General features: G+C 56.6%; 16 protein-coding genes. 9 read left to right on the top strand and 7 right to left on the bottom strand.

The features are described 5' to 3' along the window. Positions 1 to 370: 370 nt before the first annotated feature. Entirely contained in the window at positions 371 to 2,020 is a 1,650-nt protein-coding gene (gene groL / locus K0I31_RS02410) for a chaperonin GroEL (RefSeq protein WP_220079771.1), read from the bottom strand. A 48-nt stretch (positions 2,021 to 2,068) separates the two neighbouring features. Beyond that, positions 2,069 to 2,359: a co-chaperone GroES gene (locus K0I31_RS02405; protein WP_011864277.1), complete on the bottom strand. Its 291-nt coding sequence runs from the start codon at positions 2,357 to 2,359 to the stop codon at positions 2,069 to 2,071. Positions 2,360 to 2,586: 227 nt separating this feature from the next. Here K0I31_RS02405 and K0I31_RS02400 point away from each other — a divergent pair, with 227 nt between their 5' ends. Both K0I31_RS02400 and K0I31_RS02395 read left to right on the top strand, forming a co-directional pair. Continuing rightward, positions 2,587 to 3,954 (top strand): MATE family efflux transporter, encoded by a 1,368-nt coding sequence (locus K0I31_RS02400; protein ID WP_220072958.1) that lies wholly within the window; start codon positions 2,587 to 2,589, stop codon positions 3,952 to 3,954. 16 nt (positions 3,955 to 3,970) lie between these two features. Further along, positions 3,971 to 4,642, top strand: coding sequence for a Qnr family pentapeptide repeat protein (locus K0I31_RS02395; protein ID WP_220079770.1), 672 nt, complete (start codon positions 3,971 to 3,973; stop codon positions 4,640 to 4,642). A gap of 2 nt (positions 4,643 to 4,644) precedes the next feature. On the opposite strand, the gene K0I31_RS02390 is transcribed toward K0I31_RS02395, so the two are convergent. Next, positions 4,645 to 5,589: a LysR family transcriptional regulator gene (locus K0I31_RS02390; protein WP_220079769.1), complete on the bottom strand. Its 945-nt coding sequence runs from the start codon at positions 5,587 to 5,589 to the stop codon at positions 4,645 to 4,647. Between the two features lie 196 nt (positions 5,590 to 5,785). On the opposite strand from K0I31_RS02390, the gene K0I31_RS02385 reads away from it, so the two are divergent. The 5 genes from K0I31_RS02385 to K0I31_RS02365 all read left to right on the top strand — a co-directional run bounded on the left by K0I31_RS02385 (position 5,786) and on the right by K0I31_RS02365 (position 11,553). Then, the gene (locus tag K0I31_RS02385; protein ID WP_220079768.1) at positions 5,786 to 6,868 is read left to right on the top strand and encodes an efflux RND transporter periplasmic adaptor subunit; all 1,083 of its coding nucleotides are present in this window, start codon (positions 5,786 to 5,788) and stop codon (positions 6,866 to 6,868) included. Between the two features lie 3 nt (positions 6,869 to 6,871). Next, positions 6,872 to 9,946 (top strand): efflux RND transporter permease subunit, encoded by a 3,075-nt coding sequence (locus K0I31_RS02380; RefSeq protein WP_220079767.1) that lies wholly within the window; start codon positions 6,872 to 6,874, stop codon positions 9,944 to 9,946. Between the two features lie 195 nt (positions 9,947 to 10,141). After that, a complete protein-coding gene (locus K0I31_RS02375; RefSeq protein ID WP_011864271.1) occupies positions 10,142 to 10,552 on the top strand; it encodes a c-type cytochrome domain-containing protein in 411 nt (136 codons plus the stop codon). 163 nt (positions 10,553 to 10,715) lie between these two features. Then, positions 10,716 to 11,117 (top strand): hypothetical protein, encoded by a 402-nt coding sequence (locus tag K0I31_RS02370; protein WP_220079766.1) that lies wholly within the window; start codon positions 10,716 to 10,718, stop codon positions 11,115 to 11,117. A 52-nt stretch (positions 11,118 to 11,169) separates the two neighbouring features. Beyond that, positions 11,170 to 11,553, top strand: coding sequence for a DUF6677 family protein (locus K0I31_RS02365; RefSeq protein ID WP_220079765.1), 384 nt, complete (start codon positions 11,170 to 11,172; stop codon positions 11,551 to 11,553). A 118-nt stretch (positions 11,554 to 11,671) separates the two neighbouring features. On the opposite strand, the gene K0I31_RS02360 is transcribed toward K0I31_RS02365, so the two are convergent. Continuing rightward, positions 11,672 to 11,980, bottom strand: coding sequence for a hypothetical protein (locus K0I31_RS02360; RefSeq protein WP_223294754.1), 309 nt, complete (start codon positions 11,978 to 11,980; stop codon positions 11,672 to 11,674). Between the two features lie 309 nt (positions 11,981 to 12,289). On the opposite strand from K0I31_RS02360, the gene K0I31_RS02355 reads away from it, so the two are divergent. Next, complete coding sequence (locus K0I31_RS02355) at positions 12,290 to 12,595, top strand: hypothetical protein (RefSeq protein WP_220079764.1); 306 nt, start codon at positions 12,290 to 12,292, stop codon at positions 12,593 to 12,595. 244 nt (positions 12,596 to 12,839) lie between these two features. Beyond that, a complete protein-coding gene (locus tag K0I31_RS02350) occupies positions 12,840 to 13,094 on the top strand; it encodes a hypothetical protein (RefSeq protein WP_220072949.1) in 255 nt (84 codons plus the stop codon). 95 nt (positions 13,095 to 13,189) lie between these two features. On the opposite strand, the gene K0I31_RS02345 is transcribed toward K0I31_RS02350, so the two are convergent. From K0I31_RS02345 to K0I31_RS02335, 3 genes are all read right to left on the bottom strand, one after another. Further along, complete coding sequence (locus K0I31_RS02345) at positions 13,190 to 15,589, bottom strand: zinc-dependent metalloprotease (protein ID WP_220079763.1); 2,400 nt, start codon at positions 15,587 to 15,589, stop codon at positions 13,190 to 13,192. 222 nt (positions 15,590 to 15,811) lie between these two features. Further along, on the bottom strand, positions 15,812 to 19,504 hold the full coding sequence (locus tag K0I31_RS02340) for a response regulator (protein WP_011864265.1): 3,693 nt from the start codon (positions 19,502 to 19,504) through the stop codon (positions 15,812 to 15,814). Between the two features lie 240 nt (positions 19,505 to 19,744). Next, positions 19,745 to 21,139 carry a PhoH family protein gene (locus K0I31_RS02335; RefSeq protein ID WP_144199915.1) on the bottom strand — a complete coding sequence of 465 codons (1,395 nt, stop codon included), beginning with the start codon at positions 21,137 to 21,139 and terminating at the stop codon, positions 19,745 to 19,747. Positions 21,140 to 21,198: the final 59 nt, after the last annotated feature.

Raw genomic sequence — 21,198 nt, 5'->3', positions numbered from 1 at the left:
ACGTGTAGTTCACTTACACAAGCGGAAATGTAACGCCACTATAAACGATTTAGACCAGTATTAATCTAGCGCAGGAAAAATCGTTTTAGAGCAAGGCATCTTGCCGTGATGTTTAGCTGTCTGCTAACACCTTACAAGAATGTGGCAAAACTACGCCACTCACTCTCTCACCACAAATAAAAAGCCCCGATACCGTTAGGTATCGGGGCTTTACTATTAAATTAACTTGGTTTCAGGCTGTTAGGTTTTAGACCAGCATTACTTCTAGCGCAGGAAAAATCGTTTTAGAGCAAGGCATCTTGCCGCGACGTTTAGCTGTCTAAACGAGTGGCAAGATAACGCCGCTATAGACGATTTTAACCAGCTAGAATTACATCATGCCGCCCATTCCGCCCATACCACCCATTCCACCCATACCGGCCATATCGCCAGCACCAGCTTCTTGTGGTACATCACCCACCATAGCTTCGGTGGTGATCATCAGACCTGCGATAGATGAAGCGAACTGTAGCGCGCTACGAGTCACCTTAGTTGGGTCAAGGATACCCATCTCTAGCATGTCGCCATACACGTCGCTACCAGCGTTGTAACCATAGTTACCAGAGCCGTTCTTCACGTTGTTCGCTACCACTGAGGCTTCTTCACCTGCGTTGGTCGCGATTTGACGTAGTGGCGCTTCCATGGCGCGCAGTGCGATAGTTACACCGTGCTTCTGGTCTTCGTTAGCCACGTCCAGCTCGCCAATCTTAGAGGCAACGCGGATCAGGGCAACACCACCACCGGCAACCACACCTTCTTCAACGGCAGCGCGAGTCGCGTGTAGCGCGTCTTCTACGCGAGCCTTCTTCTCTTTCATTTCAACTTCGGTAGCCGCGCCAACTTTGATCACTGCAACACCGCCGGCCAACTTAGCCATACGCTCTTGCAGTTTTTCACGGTCGTAGTCAGAAGTCGTCTCTTCGGCTTGTTGCTTGATCTGGGCAACGCGGGCAGAGATCTGCTCTTGCTCGCCAGTACCGTCGATGATGGTAGTGTCATCTTTGGTGATCACAACGCGCTTAGCGGTACCTAGGTCTTCCAGAGTCGCTTTTTCAAGCTCAAGACCGATCTCTTCGGCAATCACAGTACCGCCAGTCAGGATAGCGATATCTTGTAGCATTGCCTTACGACGGTCACCGAAACCAGGTGCCTTAACCGCGGCTACTTTAACGATGCCACGCATGTTGTTCACAACCAGAGTCGCTAAGGCTTCGCCTTCAACGTCTTCTGCGATGATCATCAGTGGCTTACCGGTTTTCGCCAGACCTTCAAGGATCGGCAGTAGCTCACGGATGTTAGAGATCTTCTTGTCAACCAATAGGATGTATGGGTTTTCAAGTTCAACGCTGCCAGTTTCTGGCTTGTTGATGAAGTATGGAGACAGGTAACCACGGTCGAACTGCATACCTTCAACCACGTCCAGCTCGTTCTCTAGGGCCTGACCTTCTTCAACTGTGATCACGCCTTCTTTACCGACTTTTTCCATCGCAGTTGCGATGATTTCGCCGATTGACTCGTCAGAGTTAGCAGAGATGGTACCTACCTGAGCGATAGCCTTAGTGTCGCTACACTCTTGAGACAGGGTCTTCAGCTCGGCAACAGCAGCCACAACCGCCTTGTCGATACCGCGCTTAAGATCCATTGGGTTCATGCCAGCGGCAACGGCTTTCAGGCCTTCGGTTACGATAGCTTGTGCCAGTACGGTTGCAGTAGTGGTACCGTCACCGGCGGCGTCGTTGGCTTTAGAAGCAACTTCTTTCACCATCTGCGCGCCCATGTTTTCGAACTTGTCTTCCAGTTCGATCTCTTTAGCTACCGATACACCGTCTTTGGTGATCAGCGGCGCGCCGAAGCTCTTGTCTAGAACTACGTTACGGCCTTTAGGGCCTAGAGTAACTTTAACTGCGTTAGCCAGTACGTTTACGCCCGCAAGCATTTTTACGCGAGCGTCATTGCCAAATAAAACTTCTTTAGCTGCCATGTTCTGTATCCTTTAATAAAATTCTGGTTAAACGGGATATTGAGTGGATTATTCCACTACAGCCATCAAATCTGATTCAGAAAGGATCAAGACCTCTTGGCCATCGATCTTCTCTTTCTTCACGCCATAACCTTCGTTGAAGATCACTATGTCACCGACTTTCACGTCCAGTGGCTGCACAGTGCCATTTTCAAGAATTCGGCCATTGCCTACTGCAAGAACTTCACCGCGAGTTGACTGCTCGGCTGCACTACCTGTTAGTACGATGCCACCGGCTGATTTTGATTCAACTTCAGAACGCTTAACAATGACGCGGTCATGTAATGGACGAATATTCATCTACGGACTCTCCTAATGATTTTTTTGCCCAACAAACGTTGGCGGTTTATCAAATTAAAAGTGCGGCGAGATAGCTTTCGCCGCGGGATGTTCGATATATGGGGATAAGGTTTAGCAGATCCAAGGGCTTTACAAAAAAAATCTGATTTTTTTTAACTGGGTTTTATAAAAGATCAGCCTTTCCTGATAGAATTGCCCTCCTTCTGTTACCTAGGCATTCCACATACATGAGAGACAGACACGGGCTGCTCAGTCAGCCAATCGGTCGTGTACTGCTAAATATGAGCCTCCCGAACCTGATTGGTATTCTCACCATTCTTGGGTTCAGCCTTGTAGACACCTTTTTTATCAGCCAGTTGGGGACAGAAGCCCTGGCGGCCATCAGCTTTACCTTTCCGGTCACCCTGATCGTCTCCAGCATCGCCATTGGCATAGGGGCCGGGGTATCGACTAACCTCGGCCGCCTCATCGGCAGTGGCAACAGCCCCAAGGCCAAGGTGTTTCTGCACGATGCCCTGCTGATCACCTTCTGGCTGATCGCCGCCCTCTCCTTGCTGGGCAGCCTGTTTATCGGCCCGCTGTTTACCCTGCTGGGCGCCAACGACGACAGCCTGCCGCTGATCCGCGACTATATGTTTCTCTGGTATCTGGGGGCGCCGCTGCTGGTGCTCTTGATGGTGGGCAACCAGGGGCTGCGCGCCACCGGTGATACCAAGTCGCCGGCCAAGATCATGGCCCTGGCGGCGGTGATCAACCTAGTGCTGGATCCGCTGCTCATCTTCGGTCTGGGCCCCTTCCCCCGCTTGGAAATTCAGGGCGCGGCCATCGCCACCCTGATCTCCTGGGTGGTGGCGCTGTCCTTGTCGGGATACCTTTTAATCATCAAGCGCAACCTGGTGGACTTTGCCGAGTTTAACCTTGAGCGCATTCACTGCAACTGGCGCCAGCTGGCCCATATCGCCCAGCCTGCGGCGCTGATGAACCTGCTCAACCCTGTGGCTAACGCCATCATAATGGCCATGCTGGCGCGCATCGACCACAGCGCGGTGGCAGCCTTCGGCGCCGGCACCCGTTTGGAGTCGGTTTTACTGATCGCCGTGATGGCGCTCTCCTCCAGTTTGGTGCCTTTTATCGCCCAAAACCTGGGGGCGGGGCAGACGGAGCGCGCCCGCGACGCCTTGATGCTATCGCTGCGTTTCGTGCTGGTATTCCAGACCCTCATCTATCTGCCGCTGGCACTCATGGCGACGCCTATCGCCCAGCTGTTCAGTAAAGATCCCCAGGTGATCGAGTGGCTCGCTTTTTACATCATCGCCCTGCCCGCCGCCTATGGCCCGCTGGGGATGGTGATCCTCACCGCCACCTCGCTCAACGCCTATCACAGGCCGATGAGTTCCTTGGTGCTAAACGTCTGCCGCCTGTTTCTGCTCCTGCTGCCGCTGGCGGCGCTGGGCTCTTACCTAGGCGGCGTGAAGGGGCTGCTGCTGGCGCTACCTATCACCAACGCCGTGATGGGCATCGCCTGTTATATCCTGGCCAGTCGCATCACTGAGCCAGACACCACGCCCAAGCACGTCGAGATCTACAAGCGTTAACAGAGGGCTAGCCGCCATGGATGATTTGCAACACGAGACGCTTGAACAGGATTACTTTGAGCATGACTTCAGCGGTGAGGATCTGCAGGGGCTGCAGTTTCGTCGCTGCCGCTTCTTGCGCTGCAGCTTTAACCGCGCGGATTTGACCGACTGCCACTTCGAGCAGTGTCAGTTTGTCGAGCCCGGCGATCTGCTGGGGTGTGATTTTAGCTACGCCACGCTGATCAACGCCAAGTTCAGTGACTGTCGCCTCAACCTGGCGCGCTTCACAGGTGCCCGCTGTTTCGGCGCCGAGTTTCGAGACTCTAACCTGCAGGGCGCCGACTTCTACCGCGCCAGTTTCGCCAATCAGATAGGCATTAACCACTACTTCTGCAGCGCCGTGTTCTCCGGCTGTAACCTCGCCTACGCTAACCTGTCCCAGGCGATACTGGAAGATTGCGAACTGACCGACAATCGCTGGCGCGGCGCCAACCTGACCGGGGCATCGCTTAAGGGCAGTGACCTCAGCGGCGGCGAGTTTAGCCCTGAGCTGTGGGGCGAGTTCGATCTCAGGGGCGCCAACCTGACGAGGGTGGATCTCGAGGGGCTGGATCCCCGCGAGGTGGCACTGGAAGGGGTGATGATAGACGCCTGGCAGCAGAGTCAGCTGCTGGCGCCCTTCGGCTTAATTGTCTGCGGCGAATAGCGTTAAATTAACGGCTTAATCGCCCCCTTGGTCCTGGCCTCACGATCGCAGGCACCATTTTGCAGACACTCATCTAATGCCTTCAATACATGGTCGATAAAGCGTTGACTGGCGAGGCTAATGAAACGCCGCGAAGGATAGACGAGGAAACACTTACCCTCATAGGGCTCGATATCTTCAAATAGCATCACCAGCTTGCCATTTTCCACATATTCCCGGGCGATCGGCAGCGGCATCATGGCGATGCCACGCCCCATCAAGGCGGCCTCTAGACAGGTACTCAGGCTGTTGACACACAGGTTACCCGTTACCGACAGTATCCTGTCTTTGCCGAAGGGCACCTCGTTGAAGATCCTACCGTTGGGATAGCGAAACAAAATGGAGTTATGCTCGGGCAACTCCTCCGGCTTGGTGGGTTTACCCGCCCTCTCCAGGTATTCCGGGCTGGCAAAGAAATGCACGAATTCGCTGATGATGTGCCGTGCCACCATCTCATTCTCGTTAAACGCATCTTCGAGCATGAAGGCCAGATCGATGTTGTTGCGGATCATATCCTTGGGCTCTGAGCTGACGATGATCTCCACCGTTAGCGCCGGATTGAGATCCATAAACTCGAATATCGCTTGGGTGATATACAAGAGCTCGGGGATCGGAAAGATCAGTATGCGTAGATGGCCGTTAACCGCCGCTTCCTTCCCCGACAGCTCGGAGAAAGTCTGCTCCAGAGTCGCCAGCAAGGGCGTGGTTTTATTGTAGAAATGGCTGCCCGAGGCGGTGAGGGTCATGGCACGACTCTGGCGATGAAACAGCTTAACATTGAGCTCATCTTCCAGCGTCTGCAGGCGCCGACTCAGGGTCGATTTAGGCACATTGAGAATATCGGCAGCCTCGACCAGGCTGCCTGTCTCTACGATGCGGTGGAACAGGGCAATATCTTCGGTTTTCATCACAGTCTCACTTTAATAACAGGCGGCAGACCCGATTCTGTTATTACTTTGCACACAGTCACAGGGGTAAATCAAGTTAATACAGTTTCAATTTTTGGAACTCACGGTTCCACATAATTCCATTTTAATAGATGTATCGCGCTGCTATCTTAGCCGCCATGAGATACACCTTGTCACAAATGATGGAGTTTACGATATGAAACCCCTTACAACGTCACTTTCACTACTCGTATTAACTCTAGTACTTGCCGGCTGCAGCACAGAATCTGCCGAGATCGCTCCCGAGAGTGTTCGTCCCGTTAAGCTGCTGGAGATCACCGAGTTGGGTAGCGGCACCCTGAGAAGCTTCCCCGCCAAGGTCGCCGCCACCAAGCAGGCGGAACTGTCGTTCAGATTATCGGGTCAGCTGGTCGAGTTCTCTCTGGTGGATGGCCAGCGCGTCACCAAGGGCGAGGTGCTGGCGCGCCTCGACGACAGAGACGCACGCAATCAGCTGCTCAACCGCGAGGCAGATCATGAACTGGCCCAGGCCGACTTTAACCGTAAGGGTGAGCTGCTGCGTCAGGCGCTGATCTCTCAGGCGGAATATGACCTGGCCAAGGCCCAGCTGAAATCCAGCGCCGCCAACCTAGCCAGCGCCCAGGATCAGCTGAGCTATACAGTGATCAAGGCACCCTTCAGCGGCACGGTCGCCAAGACCAAGATAGAGAATTTCCAGATAGTACAGGCCAACCAGCCGGTTCTGGTGCTGCAGAAAGATCGCTTCATCGACGTGGTGATCCAGGTGCCCGAGTCGCTGGCCAGCCGTGTGACCTCCTTTAACCCACACTCGCCTTCGCTGCCCATGGTGACCTTTAGCAATCACCCGGAGCAGCAGTATGCCGCGCGTCTCAAGGAGTTCGCCACTCAGGTGACGCCAGGCACCCAGAGCTACGAGGTGGTGTTTACCCTACCGACCCCAACCGAATTTAGCGTGTTGCCGGGCATGAGTGCCCAGCTGATCTTGGATATCGCCGGTCCCGATGCCAAAAAGAAGAGCGCCATAGTGCCGCCGAGCGCCGTGCTCAAGCGGGATCAAGACGGCGAGCCTATCGTCTGGACCTATGATCTGGGCACGGGCCAGGTGAGCGCCCGCAAGGTGAGCCTGGGTAAGGTGACCAGTCAGGGGATAGAGATCACCCAGGGCCTGGCGGTAGGTGACCGTGTGGTAGTCGCCGGTGTGGCCCAGCTGCACGAGGGTCAGCAGGTCAAGCCTCTGCGCTGGCAACGAGGTGTTTAACAGATGAATTTTGCCGAGTATTCGATCACCCACAAGGTGGTCAGTTGGATGTTTGCCCTGCTGCTCCTCATAGGTGGCAGTCTGTCGTTCATGAGCCTGGGGCAGCTGGAATTTCCCGAATTTACCATTAAAGAGGCACTGGTCGTCACCGCCTACCCTGGCGCCTCGCCGGAGCAGGTGGAGGAAGAGGTCACCCTGCCCCTGGAAGATGCACTGCAACAGCTCGATGGGGTGAAACATATCACCTCGATCAACAGCGCCGGCCTGTCGCAGATCCAGATTGAGATGGAGGACAAGTACGACGCCGAGAAGCTGCCGCAGATCTGGGATCTGGTGCGCCGTAAGGTGAGCGATACCCAGGGGAGTCTGCCCAGCGGCGCCATGACGCCTCAGGTGATCGACGACTTCGGCGACGTCTATGGCATTCTGCTCAACCTCAGCGGCGACGGCTACAGCGAACGCGAACTGGAAAACTACGCCGACTTTCTGCGCCGCGAGCTGGTGCTGGTCGATGGGATCAAGCGCGTTAATATCGCGGGTATCGTCGACCAACAGGTGGTGGTGGAGATCTCCACTCAGAAGATCAACGCCTTAGGCCTGAACCAGGACTATATCTATGGCCTGATCAACAGCCAGAACGTGGTCTCTAACGCGGGGAGCATTCGCGTGGGCGACAACCGTATCCGCATCCACCCCACGGGCGAGTTCGACAGCGTCGAGGCGCTATCACGCCTGGTGGTGAGTGCGCCCGGTAGCGCCAAGCTGATCTACCTGGGGGATATCGCCAACATCTACAAGGCGATGGACGAGACCCCGAGCAACCTGTATCACAGCGGCGGCAACATGGCGCTGTCTGTGGGCATCGCCTTCTCCAGCGGCGTCAACGTGGTCAAGGTGGGCGAAGCCGTCAACCAGAAGATGATGGCACTGAACGACGAGCTGCCGGTGGGCATGACGCTCACCACAGTCTACGACCAGAGCAAGATGGTGGATCAGACCATCAACGGCTTTTTGGTGAACCTGGCGGAATCGATCGCCATCGTTATCGGCGTGCTGCTGATCTTCATGGGGCTGAGATCTGGCCTGCTGATGGGGCTGGTGCTGCTGCTCACCATACTCGGTACCTTCATCATGATGAAGGTGCTCAATATCGAGCTGCAGATCATCTCGCTGGGGGCATTGATCATCGCCCTGGGGATGTTGGTGGATAACGCCATCGTGGTGACCGAAGGGATCATCATAGGCCTCAAGCGCGGCCAGTCGCGTCTGGAGACCGCCAAGCAGGTGATCACCCAGACCCAGTGGCCACTGCTGGGGGCGACGGTTATTGCCATCATCGCCTTCGCACCTATCGGCCTGTCGGATAACGCCACCGGTGAGTTTTGTATCTCACTGTTCCTGGTGCTGCTGATCTCCCTGTTTATCAGCTGGATCACCGCCATGACGCTGACCCCCTTCTTCTGCGATCTGCTGTTTAAGGATGGCGAGATCCCCGATGAGGCGGATAGCGACCCCTACAAGGGTTGGCTGTTCCAGCTCTATCGCGGCAGCCTGAGCCTGGCGATGCGTTTTCGCGGCCTGACCCTGCTGGTCGTGCTGCTGGCCCTGGTGGGCTCGGTGATGGGCTTTGGTCAGGTGAAGAACGTTTTCTTCCCGGCCTCTAACACCCCCATCTTCTTCGTGGATGTGTGGATGCCGGAAGGCAGCGACATCAAGGCCACCGAGGCGCTGCTGGGTCGTATCGAGCAGGACTTGATGGCGGAGCAGGAAAAACAGGATCTCGGCCTGGTGAACATCACCAGCGTGGTCGGCCAGGGGGCCCAACGCTTCGTGCTGCCCTATGTGCCGGAGAAGGGCTACGCCGCCTATGGTCAACTGCTGATCGAGATGACCAATCTCGAGACCCTCAACGCCTATATGCGTAAGCTGGAGCAGGACCTGGTACAGCACTATCCAGAGGCTGAATATCGCTTCAAGTATATGGAGAATGGCCCCAGCCCGGCGGCCAAGATCGAGGCGCGCTTCTACGGTGAAGACCCAGAGGTGCTGAGACAGCTGGCCCAGCAGGCGAGCGAAATCTTCCTCGCCGAGCCGAGCGCCACCAGCGTGCGCCATAACTGGCGTAACCAGGTGACCCTGGTGCGTCCACAGCTGGCACTGGCTCAGGCCCGGGAAACCGGCATCAGCAAGCAAGATCTGGATAATGCCCTGCTGACCAACTTCAGCGGCAAGCATGTCGGCCTGTATCGTGAGAACAGCCATCTGCTGCCGATTATCGCCCGCGCGCCGGCCGATGAACGTCTCAATGCCGACAGCATCTCGGCGCTGCAGGTGTGGAGCACGGAAAACAACATCTTCGTGCCCATCTCTCAGGTGGTCAGTGACTTCACCACAGAGTGGGAAGATCCGCTGATCATGCGCCGCGACCGTAAGCGGGTGATCTCTGTGCTCGCCGACCCGGTGAACGGCGGCAACGAGACCGCAGACTCGGTATTTAGAAAGCTACGACCTAAGGTCGAGGCCATCAGCCTGCCTGCCGGCTATGAGCTGGAATGGGGCGGCGAATATGAGACCTCAAGCGAGGCGCAGCAATCGGTATTTAGCTCGATCCCACTTGGCTACCTGGCGATGTTCCTGATAACCGTGCTGCTGTTTAACTCGGTCAGACAGCCCCTGGTGATCTGGTTTACCGTGCCGCTGGCGCTGATCGGCGTGGTCTCAGGCCTGCTGCTGTTCGATGCCCCCTTCAGCTTCATGGCGCTGCTGGGCCTGCTGAGTCTGACCGGGATGATCATCAAGAACGGTATCGTCCTGGTGGATCAGATAAACCTGGAGCTGAGCCAGGGTAAGGAAGCCTACCGCGCGGTATTCGACTCCTCGGTGAGCCGTGTGCGTCCGGTGTTGATGGCGGCGATCACCACCATGCTGGGGATGATCCCCCTGCTGCCGGATGCCTTCTTCGGCTCCATGGCGATCACCATCATCTTCGGCCTGGGCTTCGCCTCTGTGCTCACCCTGGTGGTGCTGCCGGTGGCCTACACCCTGGTCTTCGGCATCAAGGTGCCTAAGGCGGCATAACCCCTTTCCATTTCGCTTCCCGGCGTGCCCGGCTCGAGAGAGTCGGGCTTTTTCTTTGGTTCACCTCGGATTAGCGGCAAGCTGGATTTACACCCGCTCACCACAGGCGCCTTGTCTCACTCACCACACAGGAGGATTAGGCGCGGCGGGACTATACTTAAACCGTACATAATACAAGGTTATTGGGAGGATACTATGTATGCTCATCACTCCATCGACAGGCGCCTGTTACTGGTGGCAGCATTAGCCGCCACGGCGCTACTGGGCTGTGAGCGGCCGGTGAGCTTCTCATCCGAAGTACAGCCCATACTCAACGCCTCCTGCATCAGCTGTCATTCGGGTGCAGGCGAAGGCATGGCAAAAACCCATCTGGCACTGGATAGCTATCAGGGCGTGATGCGCGGTACCCAGCTTGGCCCCGTCGTGGTTCCTGGCAGCTCCGCCTCCAGCACCCTCTATCTGGCGATCGACCATAAGGTCGACAGCAAGATCCAGATGCCGCCCCACCACAGTGATAAATTTGCGCAAGGCGAAGGAAAGCCCCTCAGCAGCGAGCAGATCGCCCTCATCAAGCGTTGGATAGATGAAGGCGCGAAACAGAACTAAGATTCCACCTGCTGACCACCGCCCCGAGGCGGTGGTTTTTTTTCTGCTTCACAAATAAACAGCGCGGGTGTAGCTTGCATAAAAATTAATCCATAAGACTAAACAGGCCCAAAAGAGCTGTTATTATCAGACTCACTTGTAGGCCACTTAGTTGGACACGCCCATGGCTCGTCTGTTTTTGTTCACCCTATTTGCAGCCAGCCTGCTCATCACCGGAATACTGTCCGGCTGCGCCAATGGTCACGGCCAGGCTCAAGATCAGTCTCAAACTCAGGCTCAGTCCCTGACTCAGGCTCAATCTAGTCTCCAGGCAGAGCAGCAAGAGTTGGGGGCCATGGTGCAGGCGCTGCAGCAGGCAATTGCCAGCCCATCGCCCGAGCAGCTAGAGGTGATCGCCCGCTTCGGCACGGATTCGCGCTACTATGTGATGGTGCGTGGCTGGCTGGTGCAGGAGCTGAGCGGCATTGAGAGTCAGCTCGCCGCCCATGGCGACAGTGCGCCCGAGAATATGCACGCCAAGGCCGAACACCTCAGGGCCGCCATCCGGCGCATCGACCTGGAATAGTTCAGCCGCTAATGTGTAGAGGCTGAAACCAAACAACTCAGAAGCGAACATTATGAATAAAGCCATCATAGCCACCCTGCTTTCAGCCTTCGTCTGCCCGGGTTCGGGCCACTTCTACCTCAAGCGCTATAACGCCGGGACACTGATCTCCTGCATCAGCCTGAGCGGCCTCGCCTACCTGCTATATCAGGCGGTCAATCGCGCCGTGACGGTATCGGACCAGATTCTGTCGGGGGAGCTGCCGCTGGACTATGGCGCCATCTATGCCGCCATCAGCCAGGCACCCCAGGGTGGCGAGGCCTTCTGGGTCGAGGCAGCCACCTGGGCCTTCATCCTCGGTTGGCTCATCGGCATCATAGACGCCTATCGCCAGGGCCGTAAGCTGATGCGCCAGGAGGCACAGCAGGGCGAGACGCACGCCGAGGCTAACCGCTAAGGTTCAAGAGACTGGCTCAAATGACCGACTCAAATCCTTAGCTAACTCTGCAAAACAACCGCAAAAACAGCCATAAAAAAAGGAGCCTAAGCGGCTCCTTCACAAGATCAAAAATGCTTTAGCTCTGTTTTCTTGCCGCTTCCGTGCGCGAGAAATCGTGCTGAGTCGTTCTCGGCTCAAGCTCAGTCTCATCGGCGGGAGGATTGTCGGCGAAGCGATACTCACTGTTGGCGGCGGTCGTCTTGGAAAAATCATGACGACTGCTTGAACGCTGCACCTGATCCAGCTGCGCACTTGGGTTGTTGGCAAAGAGATAATCGGCTCTTGCCGCGGCGGTCTTCGAGAAATCCGGTCTCTCGGCAAACGCCTGGGTAGTAAGTAGTAGAGAGGCTAAAGCTAAGGTCGTGCTGGCTAACAACTTCATCATGTACTCCAATCTTATTGACCACAATTAGCTAACAAAGATACTAACCTAAACCCCACATTTTTTGAACAAGATCACAGTAAGGCTTGCAAATTGTTACATTTTTTGCATGGCAATCCACCCAGCAGCAAATTTGCTATTTGGGTAATTTGCTGGGTAAACTGACTTGGTTGCAGCGGCCCCCAAGTCTATTTTCATGGCAAGTGCGCAATGCACAGCAAATATGGCAAGTCGGGCAGATATGGCTAGCAAGACCCAATGACGCGTTACGGATAACCCTTAGCCCCAGGCTAAGCAGACAAGGAAACAAACATGTCGCACGTGATCAAACTGGCGGCCCTGGTGGCTGCGCTCTACTTTGGCTACCAACATTGGTTTGCCCCCTACCCGCTAAAAACCTATCGCCTCACCTCTGTGCCCGTAAGCCTCAAGCTGTTGCCGGATCCTAAGGTGCTGCACAAGCAAAACACTCAGGTGGAGTTCGAGTCCCTCAATACCCAGAAAAACAGCGAGGAAAAGCTCACCATGTTCGTGATGACCTTCAAGTCGTCGATGGAACGCTTCGAGCCAGAAGACTTGGAGTTCTTACCCAAGGGTCTGTTTATCTTTCAGGTTTAATTTCTGTTCAATCTAAACGCGTTTTGTACACGGCGAGAGCCATGTAGCATAGTGGTGCTATGCGAGTGGCGAACAACAAAGTACAAGATGTGTTTAGATGAACCCTACGGGCAGCGTTTGTAGGCGATTTTTACTGCGTTATTGCCTGTTTATGTAGAGTAACTACACCTCACAGGCTCTGCCTTGTATAAACCGCCTACACACTGCTGCAGAAATAAACAGGAAAGGTCAACAGACCCTTTAGATGGACAAATACACCAGTATGGCGGGGCCTGAAGTCGCCGCCATTCTTGAGGAGTTGATCCTCAGCAAGGGCTATATCAATACCAATGGCATGCGCGGCTACGAAGTTGAGATGCGTCTGCCCAAGGACGATACCCGCATGCTGCAACACATCTATATCATCGACGACCACCTGCTGCTGTTGATGGCCAGCTATCAGTCCAGCCGCGAAGAGCAGACCGCCCGCAACTTCCTCGACTCAGTGCAGCGTCTCTAGCCCGCCGGCTCGAGCAAATTTAGACCATAAAAAAGCCCCGCGATGCGGGGCTTTTAGCTAAATACCATTTACGCTCAGAAGCGCTTCTGACGAAGTTAGATAGGTGAGCCAGGCGGCATAGCCAGCGGCTTGTGGATCAGCTTGTACTTGCTATCCTTCAGCCCCTTCTCTACGCCATCGAGCAGCCACTGATAGTGGGCCGCCTCATAGTCACTGCTGCGCTTCACCAGTCGGCTGAGCTGCTTCTGAGCAAAAGCCAGACGGCCCGCCAGCTGCGCCTTCACCTCGGGCGAACTCCCCCCGTCGTGGTAGCTGGCCAGCAGGGCGTCGAGCACCACGGCGTTGACCCGCATCCATACCCCCTGGCTTGGGCCGTTAGGGGCATCGGCAAACACTGTCTTGGCCAGCAGCTTGTTTACCAGAGTGACTACGGAGAGCTGCTCCTTGTCGGCAAAGTAGCCCTGATTGACGCGATTGAGTCGCATCGGCTGCAGCAGCTGCGTACAGGTGTGACGACTCAGCACCTCGGCCATGCCGATAGGGTCAATCACCACGCCGGTGGCGCTATCGAAGCTCTCGCGGGTGGAGCCATAGTTACCCGACTTAGGCACCAGGGCATCGGTCACCTTGGTCGGCAGCGTCAGGGCATCCACACTCAGCCCTTGCAGCAGTGCATCCAGCGCGTTCTTTTGCAGCTCTGGCGCCATATAGTGCCAGCTGCGCCCGGCCTCCTGGGTAGAGTAGCTATAGTCGGTGCCGCCGATAAACTTGGCTGCGGCTTCTATCTGATAGCGAGTCAGCAGATAGATAGGCACGAAGGCATCGCGCAGCTCGCCAAAGGGCTGGCCTTGCAACAAGGCGGCATCGCTAAAGCCATCGATGGCCGCCTCACGCACCTTGGCCAGGCGGCTCAGCTCGGCCACAGGATCCTGGCCATTGTCCCACAGGCTGGCGTAGGCATGACTGGCACCGGCGCGGCGCGAGTCTGCTTCGCCGATATATCTTAGCCCCTGACGCTCCACCGCCTGCATCAGCTCAGTCAGCTTAGCCTGTTGATCTTCCTGGCTAAACTGAGCATAGCCATAGGCCACGGTAAACTTGTCCCAGGCACCGACGCCCTCATCATAGGGGGCAGAGATATCTATCTTGTCGCCCTTGAGGGTCGCCTTGGGGTGCGGGTAATCCATCACAGAGGCGTTATCGTTACTCGACGCCGCGAAGTTATGATCTAGGCCTAGGGTGTGGCCCACCTCATGGGCCGACAGCTGGCGAATACGCGCCAGGGAGAGGTCTGTCACCGCCTGGGCGGCCGCCTCTCTGTCTTGCCAGCCTGCGGTGAGGCCACGGGCGATGAGGTGATCTTGTCTGACCCGCTGACTGCCCAGGGTCACATGGCCCTTGATGATCTCACCTGTGCGGGGATCGGCGATGGCACTGCCGTAGGACCAGCCGCGGGTCGCCCTGTGTACCCACTGGATCACGTTGTAGCGAATGTCCTGAGGGTCGGCATCCTCCGGCAACAGTTCCACCTTGAAGCCGTTGATGAAGCCGGCCTCGTTGAAGGCGGTCTCCCACCAGCGGGCTCCCTCTAGCAGGGCGCTACGAATGGGCTCGGGCACACCGGGATCCAGGTAGTAGATGATAGGTTTCACCACCTCGCTAGGCGCATCGCCCGGGGTGACCTTCTGCAGGCGGTGACGCAGCAGATGACGCTGCACTATGTCTTTGTCGATCGGCGCGCCGTAATCCAGATACTCATCGGACAGGTAGCCGCTGTTGGGGTGATAGGCCCGTGGCTGATAGTTGTCGTCCGGCAGCTCGACGAAGGAGTAGCGCATCCGCAGTGACATCTGTTTGCCGTCTGGGGTGACCTCGGCCACCTGAGGCCCAGCCTTGGCGCCCTTGAAGGTGAGCAGCACGTCGACATCGCTGTTACGCTCGAAGGATTTCACTCCCTGAGGCAGGATAAGCGAGGTCTCCTTATCCAGCTGATAATGGCCCTGCTTGGTCTGCTCCAAGGTGTCGGCTATGCCGTGCAGATCGCGCAGCACAAGATCGTTGATCGACACCAGCGCCTGCTTGCCCTCCAGCACCTTGCCGCGCCAGAGCACAGACTCGGCGAAGGCCTCTTTGACTGCCCGCTGCTCGGCGCCGTTGTCTGTGGTCGCCCGGTAGCGGGTGTTGAGCTGTTTCAGAATGAGATAGGGGCCGTGGCGCTCAAACTGCACCAGGCGGGTCATCCCTAGCTGGCCGCGATCCAGGCCGATATCGTTAGAGCCCACGCCATGGGGCAGGCTGGTGACCAACAAGAAAGGCTGATTGAGGCGGGTCGCCTCCAGGTAGAGGTCGCCCGAGCCTTGCTGATAAAAGAGGTTGATAAAGCCTTTGGCGGCCTGGCTGCTCTTGATCACCTTAGCGCTATTTTCGACGGCGAGCAGGGGGCCAGTCGGGACCAGAATGAGGGCAAGGGCCAGCGCGAGTGTAGAGGGTCTCATGTTATCTCCTTGCTGAGACTTATAATGGGAGACTGAGTTGTTCAAATATTATGCGTCTCGTGAATATCAGTCACTTAGCTTAACAGGTCTCAATTCAGGCTCAAGTGCAAATAATTCACGCCGCATCATAAGCCTCTCCGCCTTATTGGCCAGCGGAGCCACAGGCATAAAAAAGGGGCCAGGGCCCCTTCTCTTCTCGCACATGCGCATTGCATTGTCTGATTAGTGACGCACTATCCACTGGGCCAGGGTGTCGAACAGCTCGTTGAGCACGATAGGCTTAGTGATGTGGGCGTTCATGCCCGCCGCCAGGCTCTTCTCGCGATCCCCCGACATGGCGTGGGCCGTCATGGCGATCACCGGCAGCTCCTCCTTGGTGTAGCGCTTACGCAGCTCCTTGGTGGCCGTCAGACCGTCCATCACTGGCATCTGAATATCCATCAGCACGGCGTCGTACTGCTTGGCGTCCACCATATCCAGGGCCACCTGACCATTCTCGGCCACATCCACCTCGTAACCCGCGCTCTTGAGCAGCTCGGTCGCCACTTGCTGGTTGATGAAGTTGTCTTCCACCAGCAGGATCTGCCCTGTGCCCGTGGCGTTGCCTTCCACCGGCAGCGCGGCCGCCGGATTGATCTTAGGCTTGTCGATGAAGGCGGCGATGATCTCGTCGAACAGGGCCGAGGCCTTGAACGGCTTCTGCAACATGGCGTAGATGTCGAGATCGTCCAGATCTTCCTTGAGTGGCTCAGAGGCGTAGGCGGTCATCATGATGATCACCGGGCGCTTCTCCAGGCGGCCGTCGGCCACCATGGCGTCCAGCGCCTTGATCACCTCGACCCCATCCATCTCTGGCATCATCCAGTCCAGCAGCAGTAGATCCACCGGCCTGTGCTCCAGCTTGTATAGCGCCTCGGCGCCGTTGGATGCTGTGTCCACGTCGAAGTGGAAGTCACGCATGGCGGTAGAATAGATCTGCAGCGCCGTGGGGTTGTCGTCCACCACCAGCGTCTTCAGGTTGCCGATCACCTCGGGCACGATAAGCGGCTTCACCTCGGCCTCTTCGGCGATCTCGAAGCTGATGGTGAAGCTGAAGGTACTGCCGACCCCCAGCTCACTCTGCACCTGCATGGTGCCGCCCATCATGGAAACCAGATGTTTACTGATGGAGAGACCCAGACCCGTGCCGCCATACTTGCGGGTGGTCGAGCCGTCGGCCTGGGCGAAGGCGTCGAACAGGCTCTCCTGCTGCTCCTTGCTGATCCCTATACCGGTGTCGCGTACCCAGAACTTGAGGGTGATGCGGTGATCCCGCTCGCCCACATCTTCACAACCCAGCTCAATCTCGCCGCTCTGGGTAAATTTCACCGCATTGCTGAGCATGTTGATCAGCACCTGACCCAAACGCAGGGGATCTCCTTCGAGGATAAGCCCAGCGGTGACAGGAGCATACAGCAGCAGCTCGACCCCCTTCTCCTGCGCCTTGAGGGCGTTGAGATCCAGGGCGTGGTCCAGCACCTTATCCAGTGGGAAGGCGACCCGTTCCAGCTCAAGCTTACCGGCCTCGATCTTAGAGAAGTCGAGGATGTCGTTGATGATGCGCAGCAGTGACTGGGCCGAGAAGCCCGCCTTATCCAGATAATCCGCCTGCTGTGGCGTCAACTGAGTGCGACTGGCCAGCTGCAACATACCGATAATGGCGTTCATCGGCGTGCGGATCTCGTGACTCATGTTGGCCAGGAACTCACTCTTATAGAGGTTGGCCGATTCGGCGTCCTGCTTGGCCTCCAGTAGCGCCACCTCGTTGCTCTTATGACGGGTAATATCCTTGTGGGTACCCACCATACGCTTAGGCTGATTGTCCGAGGTGAACTCCACCACACGGCCACGGCTGAGCACCCAGTGGTACATGCCGCTCTTGCCGCGCATACGGAATTCCACGTCGTAGGCGCCGATAGGATCCGCCAGGTATTGCTCGCGATACTCCTGTACCCGGATGCGATCGTCTGGATGCACCAGCTCGTCTATGGTGGAGACCAGGGCCGGGAATTCGTTGCTCTTATAGCCGAGCATAGAGTAGTAGGCCGGGTTACAGATGATCTGCTCGGAATCCAGATACCAGTCCCACAGGCCATCTTCTACCGCGTCCATCGCCAGGTGATAACGCTCCTCCGACAGCCTGAGCTGCTCGGCGGATTCGTACTCTCTGGTCACGTCACGCCACACGGCAATCAGGCCCAGCAGCTCGCCACGGCGGTTATAGAAAGGCAGCTTGAGGGTATCGAGCAGCACCGGCTTGCCCGCCAGCTCCACCTTCTCCTGGTAGCGCAGCGGCGTGCGCTCGGACAGCACCCGCTCATCCTCGGCGCGGATCCGCATCGACTGCTCATTGCTGGTCATGGTCTGGGAATCCTGGCCTATCATCTCGCTCTCGGTATAACCCAGCATGCGTTCGGCGGACTTGTTACAGCCCAGGTATTTACCCTCTTTATCCTTGAAGATGATCGCCTCTGGGATGGAGTCCAGCAGGGAGCGCAACAGGGCGTATTCCCGCTCGCGCCGCTCCGTGGTCTCCTTGAGGCGCTCGGTGCGCCGCGCCACCAGGTTATCCAGGCGACGATTCTGCTCCGCCAGGTGACGGGTATATTGCTGGTTTTCTTCGAAGATGCGACTCACCAGCTGGAACCAGGGCTCCCAGCCCTGGGTGATCTTGGCCGGTGGCTTGCGTGGCTCCTGAGAGCAGCCCTCCAGATGGGACAGCAGGCGCGACGCCGGGTTAACGAAGGAGCGGCGGGTCTGCCAGTGCACTATGGTCACCAACACAGACAGGGCGATCACCACCAGCAGGAAGGTCAGCTCCAGCTTCTCCCAGGAGTCCTTAAACAGCTCGTTCTCATCCTGCAGATAGAGCAGGCGCCAGGGGGCGTTCTGCAGGGCCACCGAGTGGATATAATAGCCGTTGCGCATGATCCCCTCATGGGCATCGAACAGCTCAGACTCGGGCACCGAGTGCAGCGCCGAGGGGATCTTCTGGCTGATATGGAAGACGCGGTTGATGTCGGCGGCGTCGATATCGCTGTGGGAGAGAATGTTGTTCTGCTGATCCAGCAGGATAACCGTGCCCGGCATCTTGAAGTAGAGGCGGATCTGCTTATCCAGTGAGGAGAGAGTCATGTCCAGGTTGATGGAGCCGATAAACTCATCTTCCAGATAGATGGGCACGCCGACCGTGGTCAACAGCCCCTTGCCGTTGGGCTCCACATAGGCGGGGCTCCAGGCCACGCTGCGCTGTGGGTTCATCGCCGGGGTGACCAGCTGGAACTGCTGCTTCTTCAGCAGCTCGTCGCGAAAACGCTGCTCATCCGAGGGCCAGGGGTAGTACGACATCATCCTATGTTTGGAGATGTAGTAGATAGAGGAGGCCTTGGGCGCCGCCTGTCGGGCCACCGGGAAGGAGAGGGAGAGCTCGAACAGCATCTCCAATTCCTGATAAAACTTGTCGCTGCGGCCATTGAGCGAGCCCGCGCCCGTGATCCGACCCATATTGGTGAAGGGCTTGCCGCTCTGGGCATAGCTGGGCTCAAGGGTGAAGAACTGGCCGCTCTCGTTGAACTTCTCATACTGGGGTAGACGGTCGGTACGCACCAGCTCACCCAGACGCAGGTGATCCACCGCCACGTTGCGCAGGCTCTTTACCGCGCGGATACTGGATTCCAACAGGAGGTCGATCTGCAACACGTGACGCTCGACCAGCTCTTCACGCTGATCCATCATCTGGGTCTTTTGACGCTCGAAGAAGATCCAGGCCGTCAGCAACGCCATGATGATCACGCCGATATAGGTATAGAAAACCGCGCGATTGTAGTTTTTTTGAATCGGAGACTTAAGCTGTAAGTCCGGCTCTGTCGACTTCATTGATTACCTTTGAAAACAAGCATCTGCCCTTGGGCTAACCCGGAGCGGCGCATCATATTCTGCATATAGTATCAGGAAGCCAGCCCAATGGAATACAAAGGGGAGTCGCTTTTGCCAGAATGATCTCAGTCGTCAGGCTGGCACAGGGCTGGCGCATTGGCGCAGACCCACAAGATCGCCCTTACTTTAGACAAAAGACTCCACCAGGGAGTCTTTTGCCGTCGGTGGCCGCCTAAGCGGTTAGAGGTTTTCCTCGGCAAACTCTGCCAGACGAGAGCGCACCACGCCGTTGAGGTAGACATTGGCACTGCCATCGAAGTTTTTAAAGCGCTCGACGATATAGGTGAGTCCCGAGGTCACCGCCGTCAGATAGTTAGAATCGATCTGCGCCAGGTTGCCGCTACAGATCAGCTTAGTCCCCTCGCCCATACGGGTGATCATCGTCTTGATCTGCGAGGCGGTCAGGTTTTGACACTCATCCAGCAGCACCACAGAGTTCTGTATCGAACGTCCGCGCATGAAGTTGATCGACTTAAACTGAATGTTGGCCTTGTCCATGATGTAGTTCATGCTGCCGCTGGGGTTAACGTCATGCTTGTGCAGCACCTCCAGGGTATCGGTAATGGCCGCCAGCCAGGGCGCCATCTTCTCCTCCTCTGTGCCAGGTAGGAAGCCGATAGACTCGGCGATCTCTGGCGTGTTACGGGTCACGATAACTTTATCGTAGAGGCCGCGCTCCACCACCATCTCCAGGGCCGCCGCCATGGCCAGTAGCGTCTTACCACAGCCGGCGGGGCCGGTGAGGATCACCAGATCGATATCGGGATCCAGCAGCGCCTGCATCGCCATCCCCTGGTAGACGTTCTTAGGCTTGATGCCCCAAGCATCCAGGTTAAGCAGACGGTCGCGGCCGAGATCCAATATCTCCAGCTCTTCGTCGTTGTTGCTCAGTACCCGGCCGCAGAAGTTGGAGTCTTCGTCGATAAGGTATTGGTTGGTATAGAAGTTCTCTTCACCCACCTCCTTAACTGGCACCCGATGCACCGTATGACGCCCCTGAGTCTCGGTATTCACATGTTCCTTGCGCGCCCAGAAATCCCCCTCAAACTGATGGAAACCTTTGGTGAGGAAGCGAATGTCGTCGATCAGTTGGTCGGTGCGATAATCTTCGACCAGATTGATGCCGGCGCCCTTGGCCTTGAGGCGCATGTTGATATCTTTGGTCACCAGCACCACATGGCGTGGGGCAAACTGATTCTGCAGATGCAGTGCTGTGTTGATGATGCGGTTGTCGTTGTTGTCGCCGGGCAGAGATGCCTGGGTAAATTCGAGTTGATGGTCGGGGAAGATAGAGAGGGAACCTACTGCGTCACCGTGTCCTTCGCGTTTGGGCAAGGGCACCCCGCTGACAATCTCTTCTGGGGTGGTCTGCCCGCCGAGTATGTCTTCCAATGCGCGAATGGCGACTCGGGCATCTCGGCTAACATCTCGTTTCCTGTCTTTGATCTGATCCAACTCTTCAAGGACAGTCATGGGGACTACGACATCATGCTCCTTAAACGAATAGATGGCTAAGGGTTCATGCAGTAACACATTGGTATCCAGTACAAACAACTTCTTGTCGTCTTGTTCCATGGCGCCTCCACTTGTGCGTAGGGTGTTATATTTGTAGTCAAGCGAGCTGAGCGGGTAAT

This window comes from Shewanella spartinae (assembly GCF_019457555.1).
In the GTDB taxonomy this organism is placed as follows: domain Bacteria; phylum Pseudomonadota; class Gammaproteobacteria; order Enterobacterales; family Shewanellaceae; genus Shewanella; species Shewanella loihica.
Note: the sequence above shows the minus strand (reverse complement) of the source record. Positions and strands in the feature narration are given on the sequence as shown.

Bases quoted from the DNA above. Each gene is read 5' to 3' on its own strand.
- groL (WP_220079771.1), bottom strand. From the start codon at position 2,020: ATGGCAGCTAAAGAAGTTTTATTTGGCAATGACGCTCGCGTAAAAATG.
- K0I31_RS02370 (WP_220079766.1), top strand. From the start codon at position 10,716: ATGGCTCGTCTGTTTTTGTTCACCCTATTTGCAGCCAGCCTGCTCATC.
- K0I31_RS02395 (WP_220079770.1), top strand. From the start codon at position 3,971: ATGGATGATTTGCAACACGAGACGCTTGAACAGGATTACTTTGAGCAT.
- K0I31_RS02400 (WP_220072958.1), top strand. From the start codon at position 2,587: ATGAGAGACAGACACGGGCTGCTCAGTCAGCCAATCGGTCGTGTACTG.
- K0I31_RS02365 (WP_220079765.1), top strand. From the start codon at position 11,170: ATGAATAAAGCCATCATAGCCACCCTGCTTTCAGCCTTCGTCTGCCCG.
- K0I31_RS02405 (WP_011864277.1), bottom strand. From the start codon at position 2,359: ATGAATATTCGTCCATTACATGACCGCGTCATTGTTAAGCGTTCTGAA.
- K0I31_RS02335 (WP_144199915.1), bottom strand. From the start codon at position 21,139: ATGGAACAAGACGACAAGAAGTTGTTTGTACTGGATACCAATGTGTTA.
- K0I31_RS02345 (WP_220079763.1), bottom strand. From the start codon at position 15,589: ATGAGACCCTCTACACTCGCGCTGGCCCTTGCCCTCATTCTGGTCCCG.
- K0I31_RS02385 (WP_220079768.1), top strand. From the start codon at position 5,786: ATGAAACCCCTTACAACGTCACTTTCACTACTCGTATTAACTCTAGTA.
- K0I31_RS02340 (WP_011864265.1), bottom strand. From the start codon at position 19,504: ATGAAGTCGACAGAGCCGGACTTACAGCTTAAGTCTCCGATTCAAAAA.
- K0I31_RS02390 (WP_220079769.1), bottom strand. From the start codon at position 5,589: ATGAAAACCGAAGATATTGCCCTGTTCCACCGCATCGTAGAGACAGGC.
- K0I31_RS02355 (WP_220079764.1), top strand. From the start codon at position 12,290: ATGTCGCACGTGATCAAACTGGCGGCCCTGGTGGCTGCGCTCTACTTT.
- K0I31_RS02380 (WP_220079767.1), top strand. From the start codon at position 6,872: ATGAATTTTGCCGAGTATTCGATCACCCACAAGGTGGTCAGTTGGATG.
- K0I31_RS02350 (WP_220072949.1), top strand. From the start codon at position 12,840: ATGGACAAATACACCAGTATGGCGGGGCCTGAAGTCGCCGCCATTCTT.
- K0I31_RS02375 (WP_011864271.1), top strand. From the start codon at position 10,142: ATGTATGCTCATCACTCCATCGACAGGCGCCTGTTACTGGTGGCAGCA.
- K0I31_RS02360 (WP_223294754.1), bottom strand. From the start codon at position 11,980: ATGATGAAGTTGTTAGCCAGCACGACCTTAGCTTTAGCCTCTCTACTA.